This is a genomic window from Bacteroides sp. 43_46, assembly GCF_001915455.1.
GTDB classification, from domain to species: Bacteria; Bacteroidota; Bacteroidia; order Bacteroidales; family Bacteroidaceae; genus Bacteroides; species Bacteroides caccae.
The window spans coordinates 1-26,268 of the sequence record NZ_MNQN01000015.1 but is presented as its reverse complement, the minus strand read 5'-3'; the positions used below and the strand labels follow the sequence as shown (position 1 = coordinate 26,268).

The 26,268-nt window shown below is 44.8% G+C and carries 22 protein-coding genes; 11 read left to right on the top strand and 11 right to left on the bottom strand.

The features are described 5' to 3' along the window. Window positions 1–11 precede the first annotated feature (11 nt). The 5 genes from BHV72_RS00820 to BHV72_RS00800 form a co-directional block, all read right to left on the bottom strand. Window positions 12–1,154, bottom strand: a complete 1,143-nt coding sequence (locus tag BHV72_RS00820; protein ID WP_009122339.1) for a glycosyl hydrolase — start codon at window positions 1,152–1,154, stop codon at window positions 12–14. Window positions 1,155–1,385: 231 nt separating this feature from the next. After that, entirely contained in the window at window positions 1,386–2,273 is an 888-nt protein-coding gene (locus tag BHV72_RS00815; protein WP_009122340.1) for an AraC family transcriptional regulator, read from the bottom strand. A 166-nt stretch (window positions 2,274–2,439) separates the two neighbouring features. After that, window positions 2,440–3,930, bottom strand: coding sequence for a hypothetical protein (locus BHV72_RS00810; protein WP_087413414.1), 1,491 nt, complete (start codon window positions 3,928–3,930; stop codon window positions 2,440–2,442). Window positions 3,931–3,956: 26 nt separating this feature from the next. Further along, window positions 3,957–4,982: a glycoside hydrolase family 130 protein gene (locus tag BHV72_RS00805; RefSeq protein WP_087413413.1), complete on the bottom strand. Its 1,026-nt coding sequence runs from the start codon at window positions 4,980–4,982 to the stop codon at window positions 3,957–3,959. A gap of 17 nt (window positions 4,983–4,999) precedes the next feature. Further along, window positions 5,000–6,574: a sodium:solute symporter gene (locus BHV72_RS00800; RefSeq protein WP_087413412.1), complete on the bottom strand. Its 1,575-nt coding sequence runs from the start codon at window positions 6,572–6,574 to the stop codon at window positions 5,000–5,002. A 162-nt stretch (window positions 6,575–6,736) separates the two neighbouring features. On the opposite strand from BHV72_RS00800, the gene BHV72_RS00795 reads away from it, so the two are divergent. The 4 genes from BHV72_RS00795 (at window position 6,737) to BHV72_RS00780 (ending at window position 10,163) form a co-directional block, all read left to right on the top strand. Continuing rightward, on the top strand, window positions 6,737–7,603 hold the full coding sequence (locus BHV72_RS00795) for an AraC family transcriptional regulator (RefSeq protein ID WP_087413411.1): 867 nt from the start codon (window positions 6,737–6,739) through the stop codon (window positions 7,601–7,603). A 23-nt stretch (window positions 7,604–7,626) separates the two neighbouring features. Beyond that, entirely contained in the window at window positions 7,627–8,628 is a 1,002-nt protein-coding gene (locus BHV72_RS00790; protein WP_087413410.1) for an aldo/keto reductase, read from the top strand. A gap of 190 nt (window positions 8,629–8,818) precedes the next feature. Further along, window positions 8,819–9,472: a DUF4136 domain-containing protein gene (locus tag BHV72_RS00785; RefSeq protein ID WP_022219374.1), complete on the top strand. Its 654-nt coding sequence runs from the start codon at window positions 8,819–8,821 to the stop codon at window positions 9,470–9,472. A gap of 61 nt (window positions 9,473–9,533) precedes the next feature. Continuing rightward, window positions 9,534–10,163, top strand: coding sequence for a porin family protein (locus BHV72_RS00780; protein WP_009122347.1), 630 nt, complete (start codon window positions 9,534–9,536; stop codon window positions 10,161–10,163). 113 nt (window positions 10,164–10,276) lie between these two features. Here the strand turns inward: BHV72_RS00780 and BHV72_RS00775 are convergent, their stop codons facing one another. From BHV72_RS00775 to BHV72_RS00765, 3 genes are read right to left on the bottom strand one after another with little or no spacing between them, the layout of a single operon-like run. Beyond that, complete coding sequence (locus tag BHV72_RS00775) at window positions 10,277–13,315, bottom strand: serine hydrolase domain-containing protein (RefSeq protein WP_087413409.1); 3,039 nt, start codon at window positions 13,313–13,315, stop codon at window positions 10,277–10,279. A gap of 3 nt (window positions 13,316–13,318) precedes the next feature. Beyond that, window positions 13,319–14,164 (bottom strand): bifunctional metallophosphatase/5'-nucleotidase, encoded by an 846-nt coding sequence (locus tag BHV72_RS00770; protein ID WP_009122349.1) that lies wholly within the window; start codon window positions 14,162–14,164, stop codon window positions 13,319–13,321. 28 nt (window positions 14,165–14,192) lie between these two features. Further along, window positions 14,193–14,963, bottom strand: coding sequence for a 5'-nucleotidase C-terminal domain-containing protein (locus BHV72_RS00765; protein ID WP_087413408.1), 771 nt, complete (start codon window positions 14,961–14,963; stop codon window positions 14,193–14,195). Between the two features lie 225 nt (window positions 14,964–15,188). Here BHV72_RS00765 and rplS point away from each other — a divergent pair, with 225 nt between their 5' ends. Then, window positions 15,189–15,542 carry a 50S ribosomal protein L19 gene (gene rplS, locus BHV72_RS00760; protein WP_009122351.1) on the top strand — a complete coding sequence of 118 codons (354 nt, stop codon included), beginning with the start codon at window positions 15,189–15,191 and terminating at the stop codon, window positions 15,540–15,542. A gap of 439 nt (window positions 15,543–15,981) precedes the next feature. Here rplS and BHV72_RS00755 read toward each other — a convergent pair whose 3' ends face one another. Next, window positions 15,982–16,962 (bottom strand): ROK family protein, encoded by a 981-nt coding sequence (locus tag BHV72_RS00755; RefSeq protein WP_087413407.1) that lies wholly within the window; start codon window positions 16,960–16,962, stop codon window positions 15,982–15,984. A 178-nt stretch (window positions 16,963–17,140) separates the two neighbouring features. Between BHV72_RS00755 and BHV72_RS00750 the strand changes: the two genes are divergently transcribed. From BHV72_RS00750 to BHV72_RS00730, 5 genes are read left to right on the top strand one after another with little or no spacing between them, the layout of a single operon-like run. Beyond that, window positions 17,141–17,857: an ABC transporter ATP-binding protein gene (locus BHV72_RS00750; RefSeq protein ID WP_009122353.1), complete on the top strand. Its 717-nt coding sequence runs from the start codon at window positions 17,141–17,143 to the stop codon at window positions 17,855–17,857. A 30-nt stretch (window positions 17,858–17,887) separates the two neighbouring features. Further along, window positions 17,888–19,144: an ABC transporter permease gene (locus tag BHV72_RS00745; protein ID WP_286853556.1), complete on the top strand. Its 1,257-nt coding sequence runs from the start codon at window positions 17,888–17,890 to the stop codon at window positions 19,142–19,144. A gap of 6 nt (window positions 19,145–19,150) precedes the next feature. Beyond that, on the top strand, window positions 19,151–20,392 hold the full coding sequence (locus tag BHV72_RS00740; RefSeq protein ID WP_087413405.1) for an ABC transporter permease: 1,242 nt from the start codon (window positions 19,151–19,153) through the stop codon (window positions 20,390–20,392). A 54-nt stretch (window positions 20,393–20,446) separates the two neighbouring features. Beyond that, on the top strand, window positions 20,447–21,553 hold the full coding sequence (locus BHV72_RS00735) for an efflux RND transporter periplasmic adaptor subunit (protein ID WP_009122356.1): 1,107 nt from the start codon (window positions 20,447–20,449) through the stop codon (window positions 21,551–21,553). 29 nt (window positions 21,554–21,582) lie between these two features. Beyond that, complete coding sequence (locus BHV72_RS00730) at window positions 21,583–22,911, top strand: TolC family protein (RefSeq protein ID WP_087413404.1); 1,329 nt, start codon at window positions 21,583–21,585, stop codon at window positions 22,909–22,911. A gap of 95 nt (window positions 22,912–23,006) precedes the next feature. Here the strand turns inward: BHV72_RS00730 and BHV72_RS00725 are convergent, their stop codons facing one another. Continuing rightward, on the bottom strand, window positions 23,007–23,870 hold the full coding sequence (locus BHV72_RS00725; RefSeq protein WP_087413435.1) for a hypothetical protein: 864 nt from the start codon (window positions 23,868–23,870) through the stop codon (window positions 23,007–23,009). 119 nt (window positions 23,871–23,989) lie between these two features. After that, window positions 23,990–24,838: a CvfB family protein gene (locus BHV72_RS00720; RefSeq protein ID WP_022219383.1), complete on the bottom strand. Its 849-nt coding sequence runs from the start codon at window positions 24,836–24,838 to the stop codon at window positions 23,990–23,992. Between the two features lie 208 nt (window positions 24,839–25,046). Here BHV72_RS00720 and BHV72_RS00715 point away from each other — a divergent pair, with 208 nt between their 5' ends. Continuing rightward, window positions 25,047–26,048, top strand: a complete 1,002-nt coding sequence (locus tag BHV72_RS00715; RefSeq protein WP_087413403.1) for a malate dehydrogenase — start codon at window positions 25,047–25,049, stop codon at window positions 26,046–26,048. The last annotated feature ends 220 nt before the right edge of the window (window positions 26,049–26,268 follow it).

Genomic DNA, 26,268 nt, shown 5'->3' with positions numbered 1-26,268 from the left:
TAAAAAAGTAGTTACTTTTTTAACTTATATATCCTATCGGTAAAGTCTATCATATCCAAATTGATACTATGCGGATGATTATAGATATCTTTTGCTATTTTTATATTCTCCTTATTTTGAATAAAATACCCCCAAGGCATAAACCATGACCATTTTGGTTGCCTCTCATATACTTCTACCGAAGGTAGATTACCCACCTCACCTAAAGAAATAATTTTACCCTTACCCAATTCTAAGAGTTCATCATGATGTGATTGTTTCCAATCACTATGATAAACATCAGCAGCCAATACGTCTACATACTCTGACCCTGGGTAATAATCAGCATATGGACCGGCCTCATCACCCGGATTATTACGTGGAGCATTAGCATCCCACACCCAAAGCAAATTATTTAATTTATGATAATTTGTAAAATAGTCATACATCGCTATCCATAACTTCTTAAATCCATTTTCACCTGGTTTATTGCACCACCAAAACCAAACTCCATTCATCTCATGAAAAGGTCTCCACAGTACTGGAACACCTGCATTTTGAAGTTCTCTCAGACACATAGCAATTCCGTCCATCTGTTTTTTCCAAATACCATTAAGTGCTGTACCATCAGTTGTCAACTCATCCCATTCTTGCTGACTTGGAAGATTATCAGCCCAGCGCCAAATATCATCACCATTACAATCATCGCCATTAGTTGGCCAACAGCAATGCCACATCAATGTTATAATACGTCCTTCCGAGTGTCTCTTTATAGCAGTATCAATTATTAATTGTCGTTGCTGAATTGGAGATAAGCTAAGCTCTCCACAGGATATCCCCTTATTGCCGGGAACTGTTAAATTCAACGGCCCGCAATGGCGAAACTCGCATTGATTGTTTCCCAATGCATTGAAACTAAAGTCAGAGCCCCATACAACAGGCGTTTTCCCTGTTAGAGAATCCACAACCTGATCATAGCGATTTATATCACTCGCAAAATTATGCATTCCAGTCAACGTATACTTACCTTGTATTGAATACAAAAAATCCAATAATTGAACAGCTTCAGGAATTGCATTCTTATTTACCGGAACGTATCCATTCTTTTTCATTCCAGTGCAACCCATTAGAACCAATAGAATCACAACAAAAAAAAGACTCTTACTTTGTTTCATAACCAATTAGATTAGTGTTAAAAAGTGATATTGCAAATATAGGGGGATTGCAGCAGAGTCTTTGATACTATTTTATCAAAAGCATATACAATTTATTTTTATCACAGACGCCTTCATTATCAATATAATACGATGACAATCAACAATATAATCTATGCTTAAAAACAAATAGAGTATAGGATAGTTATTTAATGAACATACAATTTCCAATGTTTTTATTACAGGATAGCCTTATACTACAAGTTTTTTCTTTCTATAGTTTTCTCTAAATTCTTTTGGAGCACATCCTTTCTTACGCTTAAACATCCTATTAAAATTAGAAAGATTATTGAAGCCGCATTCATAACAAATTTCAGCGATAGACATTACCGAATCTACTAATAAACGAGAAGCAAATCCAATACGGATATCAATAATATAATCAGAAAGTGTTTTCCCCGTACGTAAACGAAAGAAACGACTAAAAGCTACTGGAGTCATACCAACCATATCTGCTAAAGTATTTAAACGGATATTCTCTTGATAGTGTTCTGCAACATATTTTTGTACTCTTTGCACGCGCCTACTATCAGCAAATGTTTCAATTTTGGCAAACGAAGAACTTGATAAAACTTTAGCATCTTCATACAAAGAAAGCTCATAGAGAATACGTAAAAAATTCATTACAGCATAAAATCCTTGTTCTTCAGAAGCCAGTTTATCTAACCAGTTATATACTTTCATAATAGCTTGCATAGGAAAAGAAAGACCGCATTGTGCACGCTCCAACATTCGGCGAATACTATCAAACTGACTTTTATTAATAAAATCTTTAAAGAACAGATTAGATGAAAATTGAATTGTTATTTCACGAATCTCTTTAGAAGTACATTCATGTTGTTCCCATACATGTTCTAACTCTTTCCCTGTAATCAACACCAAATCATAATCACCTATAATTTCAGTAGAATCACCAACAACACGACGTACACCAGAGGCATGTTCAGTAAAATTTAATTCGTATTCTGCATGACAATGAATCGGATAAGTAAACTCTGTTTTCCGACGATCAGCAATATAAAAACAGTCACGTTCAGATAGAGGGGTGATTTCCCGCATTATGTAATTCTGATTTTCCATAGTATTTGATCCGTAATTTTGTTTGTTTAAGAAAGCTTGTAACCCGTTTCCGTTGAACAAAAATAGATTATTTAGTTTATCACAGCAAAGTAACCTTACTGTGATAAACTTTTTTATGTGTTTTTATTTTAATCTCTAAATATTATAAAAGATTACTTTAATCTTCTTATTCCTGTAATTGAGTCAGAAGAACAAAACTCTGCGCTTTTATCTTAATAGAAAAATACTTAGATAAATCGAGCTTCTGTTCTACCGGTATAGGAAAACCATATTGATTAGCAGGCATGTTTTGTTCTTCATATTTAAAGAGTTGAACACCATTCAAATCCTTAGGAATATTTAGCACCACTTCTTTATCTTCATTTCCAACATTTACCAGAGCTATAGTAAACAACCCCTTATACCTGCCTGCAACAGCATAAATGCCCTGTGCAATATCTGATAATGATGTTTTCAGAATTTCGCTTCCTGCTGGAAAATATCGGCACATCAAGGCCCAAGTATAATACCAAGGTCGTATATTCTCTTCATCTGGCTTACTAAACACCTCTTCACCAAGTATATTCCACATTCCCCATATTTTAATATCTTCAGTTTTCCCAGAATCGTTTTTACTATGCATGGCATCATCTAACATCCAAGCAGCTACTCCGGCATATCCACTATTCATAACTTCCATAGCAAGAAGCGGCATATCCAATCCATAAAAATAATCATAAACAAACATATTACAGTCTGACCCTTTTGTGAAAGGATGATTCTCCACCCTATGACGATACTCCGCACCCAATATGCTATCTGCCGGATTCCAATATTTATACCCAGCTTCACCTAATAAAATCTTCTTTCCTTTTGGAATGTGCCGTTTATATTTAGCTAATATCTCCTTATATTCACCGGCACGTACTTGTCCTTGTCCTGGATAGGCATGAATATCATATATACCGATTAGACTATCTACATCCGAAACTGTCTGTTTTACCCAACCCTCGGCATCATAAGGTGATACAGGATTCTTATAATTTACCACAACATCAGGCCCCGCAAAAGACACTTTCTCCAATAATCCCGGATATGTTTTCATTTTCTCATGAAAACGGAATAAGACATTCTTCCATAATTCATAATCGCCATTAGTAGATGCCCAAATTCCATCTGGTTCGTTAAATATGACAAAATGTTTTATACATGAAAATCCTAAATCGGTAACAAGATAATTCAAATAATCAACAGACATATCAATCCACTCTTGATCTTGTTTCATATCCCAAGTAGGCGGATTATACTCGCCATAAATAACCGTTATATCATGTTCTGTACAATACTTTAACAACCGTGAAATAGATTCTATATTTCTATTTTTATCATACTTGCCAGTTTCAACATTATAATAACGATAAGGGCTATTAATCATGCAACGAATATATTGGGGCTTCATATAATCAAGCCTGGAAAAAAGTTTATTCCAGTCTTCATCCGAAATGGTACTACCCCAAGCTTCCGCCTCGTCATACGGGTCCCATTCAGCGCCATTACCTATAAATCCAGTACTAACTACCTCTGGTAATATTGTTATCTGGACATCACTTCTCCTATTTTCGCAAGCGATACACACCATTAAAAACGCTATGGTCAATATAATTTGCCTTATATTCATAGTATCTTTTTTTAATCTATTAATAATCATAACTTACACTCAGTCAACAAAAATGAAAGTAACTCAGAGATTGAGCAAGTAGCCACACAAACATACTTATCCGCCCCGCCATAATATACAAAAAGTGTATCATTTACAATAACATTACCTGTCGGAAATACACAACCATTATAATATCCTTGGGTTTCAAATACCATTTCCGGTTCTAAAATAAAACGCTTTGTCTTAGATATGATTTTCAATGGATTATTCAAATCAAGTAACATTGCTCCGACTCTATAATACCCTCTTCCACCGTGTTCTACGCCATGATAAAGAACCAACCAACCTTTTTCTGTTTTCAAAGGCGGCGTACTACCTCCTATCTTTTCCTCCCAAGTACCTTCTTGACCTGATAAGAGGAGATAACTTTTTTTATTCTCCCAGTTTAAGATATCATCAGAGAACTTCACCCAAATTGAAGGATAATCTACTCCATATTCTTTACCGATATATTGTTTAGGGCGATGCAGCATAACAAATTGCTCATTTATCTTTTCTGGAAACAGAATAACATCACGATCATCCAATACAGGAGAAGTCAAACGTCCTAAACGACGAAAGTCTTTAAAATCTTTAGTAACAGCCAGCCCTGTGTTCCCTAAATTTTTAACGATAGCAGCTGGTGCATATCTCCCACATGCAGGGACAGAAACCTCATCATGAGCAAATTTCCAATATTGTCCGGGGGGTACCGGACGATATGCATAGGTTATGTAATATTCATTATCAAACTTCACAATACGAGGATCTTCCACACAACCGGCATCCGGACCATCCAAACTAGGTGCAAATACTGGTTTATCAGACTGTCTCTCAAAATGGAATCCATCTTTACTAGTAGCCAGTCCTAAACGAATAACATGTTCAGTATCATTCCCTGCCGCACGGTATAACATGTAAAATGTTCCATGATCATAATAAACTCCAGGATTACAAGTTACCAGTGATTCCCATTCATTACCTGGAAATGGAGCCAAGATAGGATTCCCTTCAAATTTCTTCAGTTTCATACATCTTCATAGTTCTATTAAAAAATGATCCAAATAAAAGCACTCAACACAAGTAAAATAGCAGCCCATATCTGATAATTCTTATACCAAGCTGTTCTTCTTAAGTTCACATATTCTTCTTTTAAATCTATAAAAGAAAAAGTGGTATCGATTAACGCCTGCATCTTCGGAACTCCAAAAAACAAACTAGCTACATAAATTACCACCATACTGAATATCAGTAAAAAAGGCACCATTAACAAGAAATGTAAATCTCCAAATATTGCATTCTTATAAAACAACAAAAGAAGAGCTATCAAAAAACCTGAAATTAATCCTATAAAAGCCCCACTTCCATTCACCCTTTTATTAAAAATTCCAAGTAAAAAAGCCGCTACAATAGGTGGAGCAATATAAGAAAGCATTTCTTGATAGTATTTCAAAAGTGACCCAAACTTTCCTATCTGAGGAGCCCACAGTGCCGCAAGTATAATAATTATACAAGAAGCTATTTTTCCTACTAATACCAATTTCTTAGCGTCTACCTCTTTAGTAATTTGTGCATAAAAGTCCATTGTAAACAACGTAGAAGTTGAATTTAAGATCGCACTGATTGTAGAAGTTAAAGCAGACAACAATGCAGCTAACATTACACCTAATAACCCTACCGGCATCAATTGCATTACCATATTAGGATATACCATATCCGGTTTCTCCAGTCCAGGAAATAAATTACGGGCTATCAATCCCGGAACAGCAATAATAAACAACGTACTCATTGTCAGAAAGCCCGTGAAAATTACTCCTTTTCTTCCCTCATCAATAGTTTTTGCACTTAAAACACGTTGTACCAGAGTCTGATTATTTGCCCAAAAATAGATACCCAATACAGGCATTCCTACAATCAAGCCTAACCAAGGAGTTGCATTGTCTGATAACGGGCGAATTAATTTTACTAAAATATCATCATTTGCCCAAAGATTAAAGAAATAATCACCACCTTGCGAAAAGCAAAAATAAGTAAGTAATACTGAACCCAAAATCAAAACGACAGCCTGAATGAGTTCTGCATTAATAGTAGAAGATAGTCCTCCTGGAATAGTATATGAAGCTGCTATAATAGCAAAGACTACAATAATCAGACGCAGATCCACTTCCGGCAATACTAATTTAATAATCAATGCAGCAGCATAAAGAGCTCCGGCTGCATCAAGAAATATATTACCTACAATACAAATAGCAGAAAAGTAATATCGGGAACGTTTATCAAATCGCCTTTCTAAAAACTCAGGAATAGTAAATACCTTTGATCTTATATATAAAGGGAGGAGGAAGACTGCAAAAAAGACCATAACTATAATGCCTGTCAAGTTATAATTGAAAACAGCCAGTCCTGTGTGGTAAGCATCTCCAGACTGTCCAATTAATGTTGTACTGGATATACTGGCTGCAAATAACGAAAGTCCAACCACCCACCAAGGCATCGAGCGTCCAGCCAAAAAATAAGACTGTGCATCTGTACTCTTTCCATTCTTTATTCCCCACCATATTATAAACAGAAGGTAGACTGCTACAATAACAATATCAATAGTTCCGATAGAAAATGCCTCCATGATATTTCAACATTAATTTAAAGGATATAATTTATTTTGCAAAGGTAGAGTATGACACTATAACATTCTGATAGTATATTGTTTAATGATTATACTTTTTTGAATACTTCACTGCTTTTTCATAATTATTTGTAGCTTTGTGCACAAAATAGGCTTGTACCAATGAAAGACATTCAAAAAGAAATAACACCTATCTCTAATGATGATTTATTCATTGTTTTGAATCATCCTGATGCTAAATTCGACTATCCTATACATTATCATTCCGATTTTGAACTAAATCTGGTATTAAATACATATGGAGAAAGAATTATCGGTGATTCCATAGAAAAATTCGGTGAGTTGGATTTAATAATGATTGGTCCAGGACTCCCTCACGCTTGGAAAGGAGAAATTATAGAAGGCAATCATGTAGTAACAATTCAATTTTCAGAGAATCTATTGAACTTCCCTATTTTAAACAAACGATTATTCAGTACAATAAAGCAACTCTTGCACAATGCACAAAAAGGAATTTCCTTCTCTGAAGAAACGATGCTCAGAATGAAAGAGAGAATCCTCCTGTTGACACGTATGCAAGGCTTCCACACTGTATTGGAATTCTTTTCTATTCTGCACGAATTATCTACATCAGAGTATCATACATTAGTAGACAATCTCTACAACACCCTAGATACAGTTCGTACATCAAAAAGCAGAAGGATAGCCAAAGTCTGTAAATATATAGAATTAAACTACCAAGAACCCATTAAATTAAAAGAAGCAGCAGATTTGGTCAATATGTCAGAATCTGCATTTAGCCATTTCTTCAAGAAAAAAACGAACTTCACTTTTATAGAATATGTGACTAACTTACGAATAGCGCATGCCTGTCAAATGCTGACCGAGACTTCTCACACAGTAGCAGAGATTTGTTATTCATGCGGTTTCAATAACTTATCTAATTTTATCCGGACGTTTAAAAAGAAAAAGGGTAATACTCCCAATGAATATAGAATTATTTTACAACAACTACTAATCAAGTACTAACACTTTTACTAAAACCAACAGATATGATAAATCCCACCTATTCCCCGGCCCCCGACAGATACGATAACGGTATGAAATACCGCCGTTGCGGTAAGAGCGGTATCCTGCTGCCTGAAATTTCTTTAGGGTTATGGCACAACTTCGGCGATATCAATACATTTGCCAACTCTCTGTCAATGGCGCATTACGCATTCGACAAAGGTATCACCCACTTTGACCTTGCCAATAACTATGGCCCTTCCTATGGCTCCGCAGAGGAAACATTCGGCATGATCATGAAGAAATCATTTATGCCCTACCGGGACGAGTTATTCATTTCCACCAAAGCTGGACATGAAATGTGGGCAGGACCTTACGGTGACTGGGGTTCCCGAAAGTCTTTAATGAGCAGCCTCAACCAAAGCCTGAAGCGAATGAATTTGGATTATGTAGATATCTTCTATGCCCATCGCTACGACCCCAATACCCCTCTCGAAGAAACACTTCAAACACTGGTTGATATTGTACGGCAAGGGAAAGCACTCTACATCGGTATCTCCAAATACCCTAAAGACAAAGCAGAATTAGCTTATAAATATCTGGAAGAGAGAGATGTTCACTGTCTCCTCTACCAAGGCAGATACAACCTGTTCAACCGCGAGCCGGAAGAAGAAGGCATCCTGCTACAAGCCAAAGAGAACGGTACCGGTTTCATCGCCTTCTCTCCTCTGGCACAAGGCTTGCTTACAGACCGCTACCTGAACGGTATTCCAGAAAACTCGCGCATCGCCAAAGGCGGCTTCCTTAAAAAAGAAGCGCTGACAGAGGAAGTCTTGAGCAAAATCCAAGCACTGAATGCACTCGCTATCCGTCGCGGCCAAACCCTTGCCGAGATGGCGCTCGCATGGATACTGAAAGACGACTTGGTGACCTCGGTCATTATCGGGGCAAGTTCCGTCGGACAATTGGCAGATAATCTGAGAGCGATGGAAAACACGGCTTTCTCCGCAGAAGAATTAGAAAGTATTTATCAGATTGTAAAATAGTTGCGATAAGCCTGCATACAATAGGGTGATGATGTATTTACCATACATTCATCACCCTATTTCTTTATCGTTCGCCGCACATTTAACACATTTATTTTTGAACCTTTTATTTTTTATCTTGTTCTTTCTCCAAAAGCCTAAGGTACCAATAGGGCAGGAATTTATATTTAACCTAAACAATTATAGAAGTATGAAGAAATTTATTCCCTTATTATTAGCGGTCTTCGCAATAGCATTTGTTTCTTGCGAAAAAGACCCCGACATGGATAAGCTGGACAGCAAGTATCTGGTTTATACCAATTATGACACGAAAGCAGACTTCAAAGCTTTCGAAACTTACTACTTACCGGATAGCATCCTTGTTATCGGCAACAGTAAAGACGCCGAATATTGGAAAGACGAAAGCGCGCAGGAAATCCTCAGCGCATACGTTACCAATATGAACAACCGCGGTTATCTCCGTGTGGACAACCGTGAAGACGCCGACCTCGGTTTGCAAGTCAGCTACGTAAAGAGCACTTACTACTTTACAGACTACGGACGCCCCGAATGGTGGTGGAACTATCCGGGCTATTGGGACGCTCCTTACTGGGGTAACTGGGGCGGATGGTACTATCCGTATGCCGTAAACTATGCTTATAGTACCGGTTCCTTCATCACCGAATTGCTGAACCTCGACGCTCCTCAAGGCGAGAAAGAGAAACTCCCTGTTCTGTGGACCAGCTACATGAGCGGATTATTGAGCGGTTCGACTTCTTTCAACACCAAGATGGCCGTAGAAGGCGTAAACCAATCCTTTACACAATCTGCCTATCTGAACAGAATGAGTGCTCAACCGAGATAAGCAGCCAGCTTCTTCTATCCCGATAGCAAGCTATTGTTGAATTTATAAAACAAGAACAAGTATGAAAACATTGAAATATATATCTTTGAGGGCATTCGCCATTGCAGCCCTCGCCCTTGTCTTCGCCATGCCGGCAAAGGCACAGATGACCGATAACGGTTACGCCAACATCGATTGGCAGTTCAACTTCCCCTTAAGCAACCACTTCGCCGATAAAGCCAGCGGATGGGGTATGAACTTTGAAGGCGGTTACTTCCTGACGTCCAATTTTGCTTTAGGAGGCTTCCTTGCTTATCATAGCAATCATGAATATTTCAGCCGTCAGACCTTGCCGGTTGGCGAAAGCGGTAGCTTGAACACCGACCAGCAGCACACCGTATTCCAGTTGCCTTTCGGTCTTGCCACGCGTTACGCATGGAACCGCGGCGGTGCATTCCAGCCGTATGTAGGCGTCAAACTCGGCGCACAATATGCGCAGTTGAAGTCCACTTTCAACGCGTTCGAAACCAACAAAGATACATGGGGCTTCTATGTATCCCCCGAAATCGGCTTCAACGTCTATCCGTGGGCTTACGGTCCGGGTCTGCACTTCGCGGCCTATTATAGCTACGGCACCAACAAAGGCGACCTCTTCACTTACAGTGTAGACGGTGTGAATAACTTAGGCTTACGTATCGGTATCGCATTCTAACATACACACCTAAAGCTTAACAGAATAAATTAATTGTTTCAAAAAAAGGAGAGGCTGCCTGACAATCCAAAGTCAGCCAGCCTCTCCTCTATTTTTTATTCGGACGTGATACCTTACTTCAACACCGCCCGATACATCGCTTCCTGTATTCTCCCCCTAATATCCAGCTTTAGCAGCTTCGAGTTCCATACGTCCGGATAAATACGGTTGCTGAGAAAAACATAAACCAAGCCATTATCCGGGTCCACCCATGCGCAAGTACCGGTAAAACCCGTATGCCCGTACACCGATGCCGGGGCGGAAGGTGCGCAAGGACTTTTTGCAGGGTTCTGCATATCCGGCTTATCGAATCCCAGGCCGCGGCGACAGCTTCTGGCAACCGTAGTGGTAAAGAGCCTGCAAGTTTCCTTACTCAAATAGCGTTTTCCATCCAGTTCACCGCCGTTCAGCAACATTTGATAAATCCGTGCCACTTCCCCAGCCGTAGAGAATAATCCCGCGTTGCCGGAAACACCACCCTGAAAAGCGGCAGACTCATCATGCACGAATCCTTGCAGAGTCGTTTTCCTCAGGAAAGGGTCAACGGACGAAGGAACAATCTCCTCTTCAGGTAAGAACCGTAACGGAAGATACCCGGTGCGCTTCAACCCCATCGGAGTATAAAACTCCTGAGCCAGAAACTCATCCATAGGCATTCCCGCACGCGCCTCAACCAGTTGCTGCAACAGAATAAAGCCCACGCAGCTATAACGATACCGTTTATCCTTCAGAGGGGTATCCGCGATTTTTTGAAGATACTCTTTTTTGAAAGACTTGTTCAGCCAGAGGCTGTCACAAACCTGCAACGTACATTCGGCTGTACGTACTTTCGAAGTCAGTCCCGGACGGAAACGGAACTTCGGATTAGCCCATGTCTGCCGCCCGATACGGGTAGGATGCTGCGCATCCGCCCTTGCCTTGAACAATGTACCATCATAACTGTCCTTGTCGACGGCCTCCAGATAGAACAACAAAGTGGAAGGTAACCCCGACTGATGGAACAACAATTCCCTGACAGTGATATTACGTTTATCCGTATCTTGCAAGTATGGAAGATAATCAGCCACACGGTCTGTCAGGTTCAAGCGTCCTTTATCATACAGCTTCATTACGGCCAATAAGGTAGCCGTGGTCTTCGTCAAAGACGCAATATCATATACGGATGCCGGCGTCACCGGAACAGCGGCTTTATTCTTAGCCGTATTCCATGTATAAGTGCCGAAAGCCTTATTATACATCTCTTTCCCATCCTTCAAAATCACTACCTGACATCCCGGATAGGCGCCTTCCCGTATACCTTCGCGCGCCAGCGTATCAATCCGCGCCAGCAAGCGTGAATCCAGCCCATGCTCTTCGGGTACGAAATGCGGCTCTGTCTGCGGGTTCAGGTCTACCCCCTCTCCGGTAGCAAACAAACCGCCGATACTTGCCGAAAGCCTGCCGTCAGCCACAGCGTCCGCATAGAGTATCCCGGCTACCTGCCGCTGCACATCCTCATCCGAAGAATGAGCCAATACCACCGCTCCGGCGGCCGATATGCCCCGATGTATCTGCAACAGTTGCTTAGCGGGAATGAAGAACACGTACACCACCGGGACATCCGGGGCAAACTCCGCAAAGAAAGACTGATAAGCGGCCAAACGATGCTCGGTGACGCATACCAGAATACGTTTATATTTTGACAGCTTATCCCTCAAAGCCTTACGCCCCGCTGCCGGCAGGTCTTTCCCCAATTGGAACTCTACCGGACGCGTATATCCGGACAGCTGTTTGATGAAAGGCCGTATCTCCGCAGCCGCACCTACATTCAGTACGGCAACATCCTTTATCGACGGGTCCAGCGGCAGCACTTCCGTTGCATTACCCAGCACGGTAATGGCAGCCATGTTCAGACGGCGAATCAAATCACGTGTATAAGGCGTATTAATCCGGGTTCCCAAACCGGAAAGGCGAATCATCGGCTTCTTATTCAGCCCCAAAGCATATTTATAAGTCAACACCTTCCTGCACTTCTCCTCTACCACCTGTTCCGTCAGCTCGCCACGTTTTACGGCAGCCAATACGGCATCCACTTCTTCCTTGATACGCCGTGGAACGAGCAGCAAATCATTGCCCGCTTTCAACGCTTTCAAACAGAGCGACCCATTATTCGACACCCCTTTCATCGCCAAGGCATCCGTAAAGATAAGTCCCCGAAACTTCAACTCGCGTGTCAGCAAGTCATAAACCACATTACGGGAAAGAGAAGACGGCAATCCGCTTTGCGCCTCAAAAGCGGGAACTTCCAGATGCCCTACCATAATACCGCTCAACCCTTCCTGAATGACTTTCTTAAAAGGATACAGCTCCACACTATCCAGACGCGCACGCGTGAAAGGTAACGTAGGAAGCGCCTTGTGCGAATCCACATCCGTATCCCCATGACCGGGGAAATGCTTGGACACCGAGAGTACCCCGCCGTCTTCCAGCCCTTTGGCATAAGCGGTAACCTTATCGGCCACGTTCACCGGACTCTCACCGAAAGAGCGGGTATTGATGACCGGATTCTTCGGATTGATATTGACATCCGCCACAGGGGCGAAATTCACCTGTACACCCAGTTCCCGGCACTGCCTTGCCATCTCCCGGCCGTATTCATAAAGCAAGCTGTCGTTCCGTATGCAGCCCAGCACCATATTCTTCGGAAAGACGGGCGTACCCCGCAAGCGCATGGACAGCCCCCACTCCCCGTCGAACGTAATCAGCAGAGGAATATCCGCCATGCGCTGCGCCTCATTCGTCAGCATAGCCTGGTTCTGCATCAAGCCGCCGGAGAACAGCAGGCCGCCAACCTTGTAATCCTCAACCACCTTACGCAACAACTCCTTGTTGGCTTTATCCTGATAGGGGGCGATTGTATAAATAAAAAGCTGTCCTATACGTTCCTTCAGACTCAGTTTATCCAACACCGAGTCCACCCACTGCCTGCACCGCACGTCATCCAGTACCGGCCTTACCAACAACGGTTCCACGGGAGCCGCAACGGCAGGTGTCGCCGGACACCGTTTCGCATCCGAAGCGAAACGGCCGCAACATCCCATTATCATCAGAACAAATAGTAACAGTCTTTTCATCTACTACTCCTTAGTCAACGTCAAATCCAATTCTCCTACGAAAATACCGCTCTTTCCGGTGTGCAATACCGGGACACTCTTGCCCTCGGCATTCAGGTAAAAGGCCGGCTTCTCCATAAAGGTGTGGGAATGCCCGCCCAGAATTACATCGATACCTTTGGTTTCCGCCGCCAGTTTCTCGTCGCAAACTTCATTCTTTATGCGGAATCCGAGATGAGAAAGGCAGATAACCACATCGCATCCCTCTTGTGCGCGCAGCCGGTCGGTCACTTCCTGCGCCGCGGCAATCGGGTCGTTGTAAACGACGCCTTCGCACTTATCGGCCTGTACCAAGCCTTCCATTTTGGGACTCAACCCAAATACGCCGATTTTCATTCCGTCGCGGTTCAGTACAACGTAAGGCTTCACCAGCCCTTCAAGGACGGTTCCGGTGACATCATAGTTGGCGCACACCACCGGGAAATCGGCCATGCGGAACAAACGCGCCATATTATCCAGCCCGAAGTCAAACTCATGGTTACCGATAGTCATGGCGTCATAGCCCATGAGGTTCATCATCTTGACTTCCACCTCGCCTTGGAAAAGGTTGTAATACGGCGTACCTTGCGAAATGTCGCCGCAGTCAAAGAGCAGGACATCCGGATTTCCGGCACGAAAATCTTTCAGAAAAGTGGCACGGCGCACCACACCGCCCATACCGGCATACCGGTCGGCAGCATGCGGGTCAATCGGTTCGATACGGCTATGGGTATCACTTGTGTGCAGAATGACCAGTTGTTTGGTCTGCTGTGCCGATGCTGTCAGCAATACGCAGAATATCAGCAAGCAATATATAGATATACGTTTCATCGAATTCTCTTTTTTTAGTTTTCCGTTCTTAATCTTCTACCGTGATTCGTCCTTCCATGCGCGAAATAATCTTCTTTCCCGCTGCCGTCTGCCGCTCCACATAGTCCATAAACAGACCACGCAAGGTTGCTCCCGGCGGACAGTCTCTCTTCTCGCCCTGAATAAGGGCGGTCATACCGTCATTGCCGTCGGCCAGATAGTCGATGGTGGCAACCGTGTACAGCTTGTCGTCGACAACCGGCTTGCCGGCTACGGTAGCCCGGAGCAGTTTGCCGTCTTTGGTAATCTGCAATTGTACGCCGCTGACTCCTTCGCCGCCGCGCGCCGCTATATTTTCAAACAGATGGTTCAGATAAACGCCCTTCAGAGTTACCACGCAAAGCGAGTTCTCAAACGGCAGTATTTCGTAGATATTACCGCAGGTAACGGCACCTTCGGTCAGCACATTGCGCAGACCGCCCATGTTCACAAGCCCCATATCGGCAGGTTTTCCGAGCACTTGCGCGGCCGCTCCGCGCAGCACGTCGGCCACCAGATTGGAAAGGAGACTTTCGGGAGCGCCTTTATCCATAGACATTTCGGCAGTGCCCACCACCCGGTACATCATGCTGTCTATCTTTGCCTTATAGGGGGCAAGCAGCGCCATAGCTTCCGTATCGGGATTAACATCATACGTGGAATCCATCGGTTGCATACGTCCTTCCACTTTCGTCACTTCGCAGGCCGAATGGCAAGATGCCAACAAAAACATCATTGCCAACGCTGCGCCGGAAACGAATTTCAAATAACTTTTCTTCATATTTGTTCGTTTTAAATTGCTACAAATATACTTTTCTTTTGCTGTAATCCCAAAGGGGGGATAGTTTTTCTTTCAATCTGACAAAAAAGAAAAAGCGTACATCCCTTTGTCAATCAAAAGAAAAACTCTACCTTTGCACCGCTTTCGCGCAATCGCTGTCAGGACACCGAGTGAGAAGCCTGGTATGTTGCGTTGTAACGATCAAACAATTTAATAATAAGAACAATGGATTTAATTAAAATTGCAGAAGAAGCATTTGCTACCGGCAAACAACACCCGAGCTTCAAGGCAGGTGACACTGTTACAGTAGCATATCGTATCGTCGAAGGTAACAAAGAACGTGTACAGTTGTACCGCGGCGTTGTTATCAAGATTGCCGGACATGGAGACAAGAAGCGTTTTACCGTACGTAAAATGTCTGGTACTGTAGGTGTAGAACGTATTTTCCCGATTGAATCACCGGCTATCGACAGCATCGAAGTGAACAAAGTGGGTAAAGTTCGTCGCGCCAAATTGTACTATCTGCGCGCTCTTACCGGTAAGAAAGCAAGAATTAAAGAAAAAAGAGTCAACGGTTAATTCCGAACTCCTATTTCTAAATAAAAAAGGGAAGCCGATTGATTCGGTTTCCCTTTTTTAATATCTCAAAAGCCCCGTCCCACGGGATGGAATTATTTGTCTCAGGAGACGGATAAATCCATCTCACGAGACGAATGCAACCGTCTCGCAAGACAAAAACATCCGTCCCGCAAGCCGGTTCTCGCGGTGTACACCAACAACACCCCTTCACCCGCTATCCCGTATGGATAAAGGGATGTGAAAGGTGAAGGGGGTACAGGAAAACTTATGTTTCCTACAAGGATATTCTATTTTCGTAGGACGAAAAAGACTTTTCACCATAGGGAAAAATTCGTTCGATACGGTTGGAAATCTCTTTTGATGTACATCAAAAAACAATGCCGCCCTGCCGGAACGTGATGTTCCGGCAGGGCGGCTATACCTTTATTAAAGACTGCGCTTATTTAATATCTCTCAACTCCCAACCCAGTGCACTGGCTCCCAGTACGGCTGCATCAGAGTCTTTCAGCTCGGACATCATCAGTTTTGCCTTGCCTTTGTAAATAGTCAGGACATTGTCATCGATAGCTTTCTGAATAGGCTTGAAGATATAATCGCCTGATTTAGCCAATCCGCCGAACAGAATAATGGCTTCGGGACTGGAGAAAGCGATAAAGTCCGCAAGAGCCTCGCCCAGAATGATACCGGTAAAATCAAAAATATCTTGCGCCAGCTTGTCGCCTTGAACGGCCGCGTCGTACACATCCTTAGACGTGATATTTTCGGCGGGAATGGAACGCAACAAACTCGGTTCGGTACGTGCGGTAAGGAACTCACGTGCAGTACGCGCCACACCGGTAGCCGAGCAATAAGTTTCCAAACAACCGTGACGGCCACATCCGCAAAGACGACCGTTTTCGCGGCGGATAATGGTATGTCCCAGCTCTCCGGCGAAACCGTCGTGTCCGTATACCATCTGGCCGTTAATAACGATACCGCTACCTACGCCTGTACCCAGCGTTATCATGATGAAGTCTTTCATACCGCGTGCGGCGCCATAGGTCATTTCACCGATGGCGGCGGCATTGGCGTCATTGGTCAGCGCGGTGGGAATACCCAGACGTTCTTCAAACATGGCGGCCAAGGGGACTACCCCTTTCCACGGAAGGTTCGGGGCGAATTCGATTGTACCGCTATAATAGTTGCCGTTAGGAGCGCCGATACCGATACCTTTTATTTTATCGACACCGCCATTTGCGATAATCAGCGGAAGAAGATTCTTACATACTTCGTCTACGTAATCTTCCGCCCGTTCATAAGCTCCCGTCTTGATGGAACCACTTGCAAGAATAGTACCACGTGCGTCCACGATACCAAAGACGGTGTTCGTTCCGCCTATGTCAATCCCCACTACATAGGGTTTTTCCATGTTTGAATTCATGATATTTACTTTTTTGTTTAAAGGGTTAGTTATAACATTAATGGTTACAAATTACACAAAGAAAAACGACACTGCAAAATCTTTTTTTAAAAAACTTCGCTCCATTTGCAACTTTTCGTGACATCGGTGCGTCTAATAGTGAAAATTAATAAGAACAAAGCAATAAACAGGGAAAATCGTGATACAACTAAAAGACATCAACAAAACCTATCATAACGGGGCGCCGTTACACGTTCTCAAAGGCATCGATCTCGACATCCGGAAAGGAGAGTTCGTGTCCATTATGGGAGCGTCGGGTTCCGGAAAATCCACGTTACTTAATATATTAGGCATTCTGGATAATTACGATACCGGAGAGTACTATCTGAACGGTACGCTTATCAAAAACCTGAGCGAGAACAAAGCAGCCGAATACCGTAACCGTATGATTGGCTTTATCTTCCAGTCATTCAACTTGATTTCCTTTAAGGATGCGGTAGAGAATGTAGCTCTCCCGCTCTTCTATCAAGGCGTAGGCCGCCGGAAGCGCAATGCCATGGCACTGGAGTATCTGGAGCGTTTGGGACTGAAAGACTGGGCGCACCACATGCCCAATGAGATGTCCGGCGGACAGAAGCAGCGTGTCGCCATTGCCCGTGCGCTGATTACCCAACCCCAGATTATCCTTGCCGACGAACCGACCGGCGCCCTCGACAGCAAAACTTCCGTAGAGGTTATGCAGATTCTGAAGGACTTGCACGAAACGGGCATGACCATCGTCGTCGTAACTCACGAGAGCGGCGTGGCCAATCAGACGGATAAGATTATCCACATCAAGGACGGCGTGATAGGCAGTATCGAAGATAATCCGAATCATGACGCGTCGCCATTCGGCAAGGACGGATATATGAAATAATGACCATCTTATAGCATTACCACATTAACCATGATAGACCTTTGGCAAGAAATATACGGTACCATCAAGCGTAACAAGTTGCGTACGTTCCTCACCGGTTTTGCGGTGGCATGGGGCATCTTTATGCTTATCGTACTGCTGGGAGCGGGCAACGGCATCATCCACGCTTTCGAGCAAAACGCCTCCGAGCGCGCGCTGAACTCCATTCGTCTGGGCGGCGGCTGGACTACCAAGTCATACGAAGGACTGAAAGAGGGACGACGCATCCAAATGGAGAACAAAGACCTCGCCGCAACCGAGAAATACTTTCCGGATAACATTATCACCGCCGGCGCCACACTGCGGCAGGGCGATGTAAACATCAGCTTCGGACAAGAATACATCAATATCTCGCTAATGGGCGTACACCCGAACTACGTGCAATCCGAAGCCATAAAAACCGCAACCGGACGCTTCATCAACCGGAACGATATCAAAGAGCGGCGGAAAGTTATCATTCTTCATAAAAAGTCGGCGGAGATTCTTTTCGGGAAGTCGCATACGGAGCCTGTCGGCCAGTTTGTCAATGCAGGCGGCGTAGCCTACCAGGTAGCCGGACTGTACGAAGACCAGGGCGACCAGAGCAGCGTGGCCTTTATCCCCTTCTCTACCCTGCAAACCATTTATAACAAGGGCGACAAGCTTAACAACATCATCTTCACCACCAAAAACCTCACGAGTGAGGAAGCCAATGAAGCCTTTGAAAAAGAATACCGGAAAGTAATTGCCGCCAATCATCGTTTCGACCCGGAAGATGAAGGCGCAATCTGGATATGGAACCGCTTCACACAGTACATACAGACACAGAACGTTGCCGGTCTGCTTCGTACGGCCATTTGGGTGATAGGTATCTTTACGTTGCTGAGCGGTATTGTAGGTGTATCGAATATCATGCTGATTACCGTCAAGGAGCGCACACGCGAGTTCGGCATACGGAAAGCGCTGGGCGCAAAGCCTTTCTCCATCCTTTGGCTGATTATTGTGGAAAGCGTCACGATTACGACCTTCTTCGGCTACATCGGCATGGTAGCGGGCATCGGAGTGACCGAGTGGATGAATTCCGCCTTCGGCACCCAAACGGCAGACACGGGTATGTTCCAGGCCAGAATGTTCTCCGACCCCACAGTAGACATCGGCATCGCCATACAAGCTACGCTGACTTTGATTATCGCAGGTACGCTCGCGGGATTCTTTCCGGCCAGAAAGGCGGTAAGCATCAGTCCCATTGAAGCACTTAGAGCAGATTAAACGATTATGAGAATAGACATGGATACGTGCGAGGAAATCCTCGTCACGATAACAAGAAACAAGACGCGCAGCCTGCTGACGGCTTTCGGGGTGTTTTGGGGCATCTTTATGCTTGTGGCACTCATCGGCGGCGGACAAGGCATGCAGGAGAAAATGAAATCGCAGTTCGAGGGCTTTGCCACCAACTCCGGATTTATCGCCGCGCAAAAGACGAGTGAGGCTTATAAAGGCTTCCGCAAAGGCCGCCGGTGGGACTTGGAATTGGAAGATGTGGAACGGGTGCGCGGCATCGACGGAATAAAGATAGCCACTCCGTCATTCGCTCTTTGGGGACAAACAGCCGTTTACGGCGAAAACAAATACGAATGCAGCGTCAAAGGCTTGTACCCCGAGTACGAACAGGTAGAACATCAGGAAATGACCTACGGCCGCTTTATCAATGACGTGGATATACGGGAAGCGCGAAAGGTATGCGTCATAGGCAAGCGCGTGTACGAAAGTCTTTTCAGACCGGGTGAGGACCCTTGCGGAAAATATATCAGGGTAAACGGCATTTACTACCGCGTCATCGGCATGTGCTCTTCCGAAGGTAACGTCAACATACAGGGACAGGCTTCGGAAGCCGTCACCCTGCCTTTCACAACGATGCAGCAAACGTACAACCTGGGACAAAGAATAGATGTCGTGTGCTTTATCATGAAACCGGGAGTAAAGGTTACGGATGTAGAACCGGAGATAGAACGTCTTGTCAAAGCCGCCCATTATATCTCACCGGACGACAAACAAGCGGTCATGTTCCTTAACGCAGAGGCAATGTTCTCCATGATGGATACCCTGATGACAGGCACGCGCATCCTTATCTGGATGGTAGGCTTGGGTACCCTGTTTGCCGGCGCCATCGGCGTATCCAACATTATGATGGTTACGGTAAGGGAACGCACTACGGAGATAGGCATACGGCGTGCCATCGGCGCCCGTCCCAAAGACATTCTGCAACAAATCCTTTCGGAAAGCATGGTACTGACCACCGCAGCCGGTATGGCAGGCATCTCTTTTGCCGTCCTTGTGCTGCAAATACTGGAAAGCGCAGCGAATGAACCGGGAATAATCAAGACGCATTATCAGGTGTCCTTCGGGTTGGCTATCGGCACCTGCACCCTCCTCATCGCATTGGGAGTATTGGCGGGACTGGCGCCCGCCTACCGTGCAATGGCCATCAAGCCGATTGAGGCGATAAGGGATGAGTGATACGAGGTGACAGGGTGATAACGTAGAGAAATAAAACAATAATACAATAATAAGATGAAAACAAAGAAGTATCTGAAAATCGCGTCGTTGGTAGTGGTAGCTGCCATATTTATCTGGACATTCGTGTTCTTATATCAGAAGTCACAGCCTAAGGTAAAAGTATATGAGACCATCGTCCCGGAAACAGCCGATTTGGAAAAGACAACCGTGGCTACCGGGAAAGTGGAGCCGAGAGATGAAGTACTCATCAAACCGCAAATCTCCGGTATCATTTCCGAAGTATATAAAGAAGCCGGACAAAGCGTGAAGCAAGGTGAAGTGATTGCCAAAGTAAAGGTCATCCCCGAACTAGGTACGCTGAACTCCGCCGAAAGTCGCGTCCGCCTGGCTGAAATCAATGCCAAGCAGGCCGAAACGGATTTTGCGCGCATCGAGAAGTTATTTAACGACAAGCTCATCAGCAACGAAGAATACGAAAAGGGCGAGGTGAACGTAAAGCAGGCACGGGAAGAACTGCAAACGGCCAAAGATAATCTGGAAATCGTAAAGGAAGGTATCACCAAGAACAGCGCTTCATTCAGCAGCACACTGATTCGTTCCACCATCACCGGACTGATTTTGGATGTACCCATCAAAGTCGGCAACTCCGTTATTATGAGTAACACTTTCAACGACGGAACAACAATCGCTACCGTCGCCAATATGAACGACCTTATCTTCCGGGGCAATCTGGACGAGACCGAAGTAGGACGCGTACACGAAGGCATGCCGGTGAAACTGACTATCGGGGCACTGCAAAACCTGTCATTCAATGCCGTACTGGAATACATATCTCCGAAAGGAGTGGAAGAAAACGGCGCCAACCAGTTTGAAATCAAAGCGGCCGTTCAAGCGCCGGATAGCGTACAAATCCGTTCAGGGTATTCCGCCAATGCGGAAATTGTACTGGAACGTGCCCAAAAGACGCTCGCGCTGCCGGAAAGCACGGTTGAATTCAGCGGCGACAGCACCTTCGTATATGTGTTGACCGACAGTGTACCTCAACAAAAGTTCAAACGCCGGCAAATAGAGGTAGGCATGAGCGACGGCATCAAGATAGCCGTCAAAAGCGGTCTGACTGCCAAAGACAAGGTACGTGGCGCCGAAAAGAAAGATAAATAACCCTCACCATCAGAAGAATCAGGAACACCATGAAGAGAAATATATGCATATCTCTGGCTATGCTGGCTTGTATGCAAATCCAGGCTCAAGAGCGTTGGTCATTACGCCAATGCATAGACTACGCCATCGAACATAATATCGACATCCGCCAGACAGCCAATGCCGCCGAACAAAGTAATGTTGAAGTAAATACCGCCAAATGGGCACGGCTGCCGAACCTTAACGCCAGCGCCGGACAAAACTGGAACTGGGGACGTACGCAGACGGCAATCAAGGACGAAAATACCGGCGATTACTCCACTGTATATGTCAACACGGGCAGTCACGGCACAAACATGTCCGTTTCTACCAGCATTCCGCTGTTTACCGGGCTCGAGATACCCAACCAATATGCTTTGGCCAAGCTGAACCTCAAAGCCGCCCTTGCCGACTTGGAGAAAGCCAAAGAAGATATTTCCATCAACATAGCCTCAGTCTACCTGCAGGTATTGTTCAATGAGGAACTGTACCGGGTATCCTTGGGACAAGTGGAACTGAGCAAAGAACAGTACAACCGTATAGAGCGGTTGGCAGAAGTAGGGAAAGCCTCTCCGGCAGAAGTCGCCGAAGCCAAAGCGCGTGTAGCGCAGGATGAGATGAACGCGGTACAAGCGAACAATGATTACCGGCTGGCATTACTCGACCTCAGCCAACTTATCGAGTTGGAAACACCGGAAGGTTTCCTTTTGGAAGAGCCCGCCGTAAAGATAGAGCTCGCTCCTCTAACTCCGCCGGATGAAATTTTCCAGATAGCATTGGGCAGCAAGGCTTCTATACAGGCTGCGCAGTATCGTCTGGAAGGAAGCAAACACAGCATCCGAATCGCCCAAAGCGGTTATTATCCGCAACTGAGTTTCAACGGAAGCCTCGGTACGAACTACTATTCGACCATCAACCGGACTTTCAGTCAGCAGATGAGTGATAACTTCAACAAATACATCGGTTTCAATCTGAGCGTACCTATCTTCAACCGACTGGCTACACGCAACCGGGTACGTACAGCCCGCCTGCAACGCGAGAACTACTCTTTGCAACTGGATAATGCCAAAAAGAACCTCTACAAAGAAATTCAGCAAGCATGGTACAATGCGGCAGCATCCGAGAGCAAGTATACAAGCAGCAGTACGGCAGCCTCGGCGAGCAAGGCATCCTTTAAGTTGATGAGCGAGAAGTACGAGAACGGAAAAGCGAATGCCGTAGAATATAATGAGGCAAAGCAGAACTTAATGAAAGCGCAATCCGACGAACTCCAGGCCAAGTATGAGTACCTCTTCCGTACCAAGATACTGGACTTTTATAAAGGGGAGCCTATCGAATAAATATAATTTTAGTTGTTGTGTGTTGATAAGCCCCTTTTCTTCTGCGTATACAGAGGGAAAGGGGCTTTTGTCAGTTAAGCCGCACAGACAAGAGTTTAATTTCGTCTTGACGTTCCATTACTTTTTTCCGACGAACGGGAAGAAGAACGTGTCGTACGCGTAGAAGAGGAAGAAGAACCGCCGCTTCTGCGTGAACTGCTATTGCTCTCCACCTGCCTTTTAGAGCTACCGCGCCTTACGCTTTCTTTTTGAGTACTCTGTTCCCGTTTCGGCGCATTCACTTCTTTCCCGGCATCGGAACGGCGTGTCGGGCCGTTGGCGGCAGGACGGCGATTGGACTGTTCCACGCGAGGGCGTGTACCGGAGTTGGGGCGGATATTGACCGAACCGAAATCAGAACGGCGGCTCGTGTGGTACGATTTGTTATCACGGATACGGAAAGAACCGTTATAAGTGGGATGATTGTGCCTTCCCCGATAGTAACTTACATTTTGATAATGGGTACGATAATGTCCGCCACAGTAAGTACGATAATGGTAAGGACGCGGATAATAGAAATGATTCGGATTGGTATAAGTAACATAAATCCGGAAAGACCATCGTCCGCCACTCACATAGACCGGACGGAAAAAATAAGCGGCCTGCATGAAACGGGAATACTGTCTGCTGCTCAGCACCCAGCGCAAATCGTCATTACGTATATCCAGATAATCGTAATAACGATTCAAAGCCCATTCTTCACCCCTCAAGACATCGTCCATTAAATACCGTATACCCGAGATAAAGTCATAATTGATTTCGTACACATCATTATACTGTTCCGTATTCAGTTTCAGCTCATAGGCCATCTTGTCCGTAAGGAAGCGTGTCTCTTTACGCACTTTACTGTTACTCATAGCCGCATGGCAGACAGCGGTACTCATTATTGCGGCAAATAATATAAATAATATTCGTTTCATGGTAGCGTTCTTTACAAGTTTATATTCCATCGGTTCTTTAGTAAAAACAAAAATAGGGGAATATTTTCCCCTATCCTTTTGTTTCTCTCTAATATGTTATAGGGAAAACCCTATCACAATTAGGGGTTAGAGGTATTTACCAGCTCGATGCCATTCTCCTGCAACGATATCAGATGCTTCTTATATAAATCGCCAACTGCTTTCTTAAAGGTTTTCTTGCTGACACCGAATGTATCGTAAATATCCTCGGCAGGGCTCTTGTCATGCAAAGTAATGTGTCCTCCCTGTTCGCGGATATAGTCCAACAAGGTGGTCGCAAAATCTTCCACTTTACCCTGACCCGGTTTCTGGAGTATCAAGTCAATCTTACCATCCTCACGTACCTGCTTTACATAGGCTTTCAGCATCATGCCCGTATGCAGGGGCTGAAATATCTCGCTTTCATACAATAAGCCGCTATATCGGTTCTCAATGATAGCCTTGAAACCCAAATCCGTTTTCTGCCAGATAAGTATGTTGACTTCCTGGCCGGGTGCATAAGGCGCTTTTTCTTTCGACAGGTAACGGTCTACTTTCGCAGAGGCTACAATCCGGTAGCTTTCATCATCCAGATGCGCATGGACTACATATCGTTTCCCAACCTGCATCTTCATCTTCTGCTCACGGAAAGGGACAAACAAATCTTTCATCAATCCCCAGTTGAGGAAAGCGCCGTACTGATTTATCCATGCCACTTCCAGACAAGCGAATTGCCCGACCTGCACCAGCGGCGTCAACGTGGTAGCTACCAGCCGTTCTTCATTATCCAGGTAGATAAACACAGTCAACTCATCTCCCGGCTTGCACTCTTCGGGCACATAACGCGACGGAAGCAGAATCTCTCCTTCTTCACCGCCATCCAGATACATTCCGAAATCGACCTCTTTCACCACCCTCAAAGTATTGAACTTCCCTAACTCTATGCTCATATAAATTATATTTCGTAACGTTTACAGCAAGGATAATGCACAACGGCGCACAACTTATCCCGGCATTCAGCGCAAAGATAAAGATAAGGAATAACTTTTCACTCTAAAAGATAACTTTTTTATATGAACAACTCCGCCTGAAAACGGTTATCTTTGTAACATAGCAATCAACAAAAGCGCTTGTTATTCATCTTTAAACAATATAATTATGGAATTTCTTACAAACGAAAAACTGACCATTGTAGGTGCGGCCGGTATGATTGGCTCCAATATGGCGCAGACCGCAATCATGATGCACCTCACCCCGAACATCTGTTTATACGACCCTTATGCTCCCGGACTGGAGGGTGTAGCGGAAGAAATGTTCCACTGCGGATTCGAAGGTTTGAACCTTACGTTCACATCCGACATCAAAGAAGCCTTGACCGACGCCAAATACGTAGTATCTTCCGGTGGTGCTGCCCGTAAAGCCGGCATGACCCGCGAAGATTTGCTGAAAGGCAATGCCGCCATCGCCGAAGAATTCGGAAAAAATGTAAAAGCTTACTGCCCGGATGTGAAGCACGTGGTTGTCATCTTTAACCCTGCGGATATCACCGGCTTGATTACGTTATTGTATTCAGGGTTGAAGCCATCTCAGGTTACAACACTGGCCGCTCTCGACAGCACCCGTCTGCGCAGCGAGCTTTCCAAACACTTCGGAATTGCTCCCGATAAAATAGAGAACTGCCGTACGTACGGCGGGCATGGCGAACAAATGGCCGTATATGCCTCTACCGCCAAAGTGGATGGAAAACCGTTGCCGGACATCATCGGCACTCCCGCCCTGACAAAGGAACAATGGGCAGAGATACAAACCAAAGTTACCAAAGGCGGCGCTAACATTATCGCCTTACGTGGCCGCTCTTCATTCCAAAGCCCTGCCTATGTTTCCATTGAAATGATTGCCGCCGCCATGGGTGGAAAGCCTTTCCGCTGGCCGGCAGGTACATACGTGCACAGTCACGGTTTCGACCATATCATGATGGCCATGGAAACCGAAATCAATAAGGACGGCGTACATTATAAAGAGCTGAAAGGTACTCCCGAAGAGGAGGCCAAACTGAAAGAAAGCTACGAACATCTCTGTAAGCTGCGTGATGAAGTTATCGGAATGGGGGTGTTACCACCGATTAAGGATTGGCACAGCATAAATCCGAATATAGATTAGACGATTACGCGGAAATCTATACCGATAAATAATACGAATATCCCCTTTGTCCTTATTTAGAAAGTCACAAAGGGGATTTTTCTAATATTTTTCCTCAAAAAGCCTTGTAGTATAAAAAAATCTCTTTATCTTTGCACCCGCAAACGAAAAAGGTGCCATAGCTCAGTTGGTAGAGCAAAGGACTGAAAATCCTTGTGTCCCCGGTTCGATTCCTGGTGGC

Excerpts from the sequence above, each read along its gene's own strand:
- BHV72_RS00800 (WP_087413412.1), bottom strand. The coding sequence starts at position 6,574 with ATGGAGGCATTTTCTATCGGAACTATTGATATTGTTATTGTAGCAGTC.
- BHV72_RS00810 (WP_087413414.1), bottom strand. The coding sequence starts at position 3,930 with ATGAATATAAGGCAAATTATATTGACCATAGCGTTTTTAATGGTGTGT.
- rplS (WP_009122351.1), top strand. The coding sequence starts at position 15,189 with ATGGATTTAATTAAAATTGCAGAAGAAGCATTTGCTACCGGCAAACAA.
- BHV72_RS00795 (WP_087413411.1), top strand. The coding sequence starts at position 6,737 with ATGAAAGACATTCAAAAAGAAATAACACCTATCTCTAATGATGATTTA.
- BHV72_RS00805 (WP_087413413.1), bottom strand. The coding sequence starts at position 4,982 with ATGAAACTGAAGAAATTTGAAGGGAATCCTATCTTGGCTCCATTTCCA.
- BHV72_RS00770 (WP_009122349.1), bottom strand. The coding sequence starts at position 14,164 with ATGAAACGTATATCTATATATTGCTTGCTGATATTCTGCGTATTGCTG.
- BHV72_RS00730 (WP_087413404.1), top strand. The coding sequence starts at position 21,583 with ATGAAGAGAAATATATGCATATCTCTGGCTATGCTGGCTTGTATGCAA.
- BHV72_RS00815 (WP_009122340.1), bottom strand. The coding sequence starts at position 2,273 with ATGGAAAATCAGAATTACATAATGCGGGAAATCACCCCTCTATCTGAA.
- BHV72_RS00775 (WP_087413409.1), bottom strand. The coding sequence starts at position 13,315 with ATGAAAAGACTGTTACTATTTGTTCTGATGATAATGGGATGTTGCGGC.
- BHV72_RS00755 (WP_087413407.1), bottom strand. The coding sequence starts at position 16,962 with ATGAATTCAAACATGGAAAAACCCTATGTAGTGGGGATTGACATAGGC.
- BHV72_RS00820 (WP_009122339.1), bottom strand. The coding sequence starts at position 1,154 with ATGAAACAAAGTAAGAGTCTTTTTTTTGTTGTGATTCTATTGGTTCTA.
- BHV72_RS00720 (WP_022219383.1), bottom strand. The coding sequence starts at position 24,838 with ATGAGCATAGAGTTAGGGAAGTTCAATACTTTGAGGGTGGTGAAAGAG.
- BHV72_RS00740 (WP_087413405.1), top strand. The coding sequence starts at position 19,151 with ATGAGAATAGACATGGATACGTGCGAGGAAATCCTCGTCACGATAACA.
- BHV72_RS00780 (WP_009122347.1), top strand. The coding sequence starts at position 9,534 with ATGAAAACATTGAAATATATATCTTTGAGGGCATTCGCCATTGCAGCC.
- BHV72_RS00725 (WP_087413435.1), bottom strand. The coding sequence starts at position 23,870 with ATGAAACGAATATTATTTATATTATTTGCCGCAATAATGAGTACCGCT.
- BHV72_RS00745 (WP_286853556.1), top strand. The coding sequence starts at position 17,888 with ATGATAGACCTTTGGCAAGAAATATACGGTACCATCAAGCGTAACAAG.
- BHV72_RS00790 (WP_087413410.1), top strand. The coding sequence starts at position 7,627 with ATGATAAATCCCACCTATTCCCCGGCCCCCGACAGATACGATAACGGT.
- BHV72_RS00765 (WP_087413408.1), bottom strand. The coding sequence starts at position 14,963 with ATGAAGAAAAGTTATTTGAAATTCGTTTCCGGCGCAGCGTTGGCAATG.
- BHV72_RS00715 (WP_087413403.1), top strand. The coding sequence starts at position 25,047 with ATGGAATTTCTTACAAACGAAAAACTGACCATTGTAGGTGCGGCCGGT.
- BHV72_RS00785 (WP_022219374.1), top strand. The coding sequence starts at position 8,819 with ATGAAGAAATTTATTCCCTTATTATTAGCGGTCTTCGCAATAGCATTT.
- BHV72_RS00735 (WP_009122356.1), top strand. The coding sequence starts at position 20,447 with ATGAAAACAAAGAAGTATCTGAAAATCGCGTCGTTGGTAGTGGTAGCT.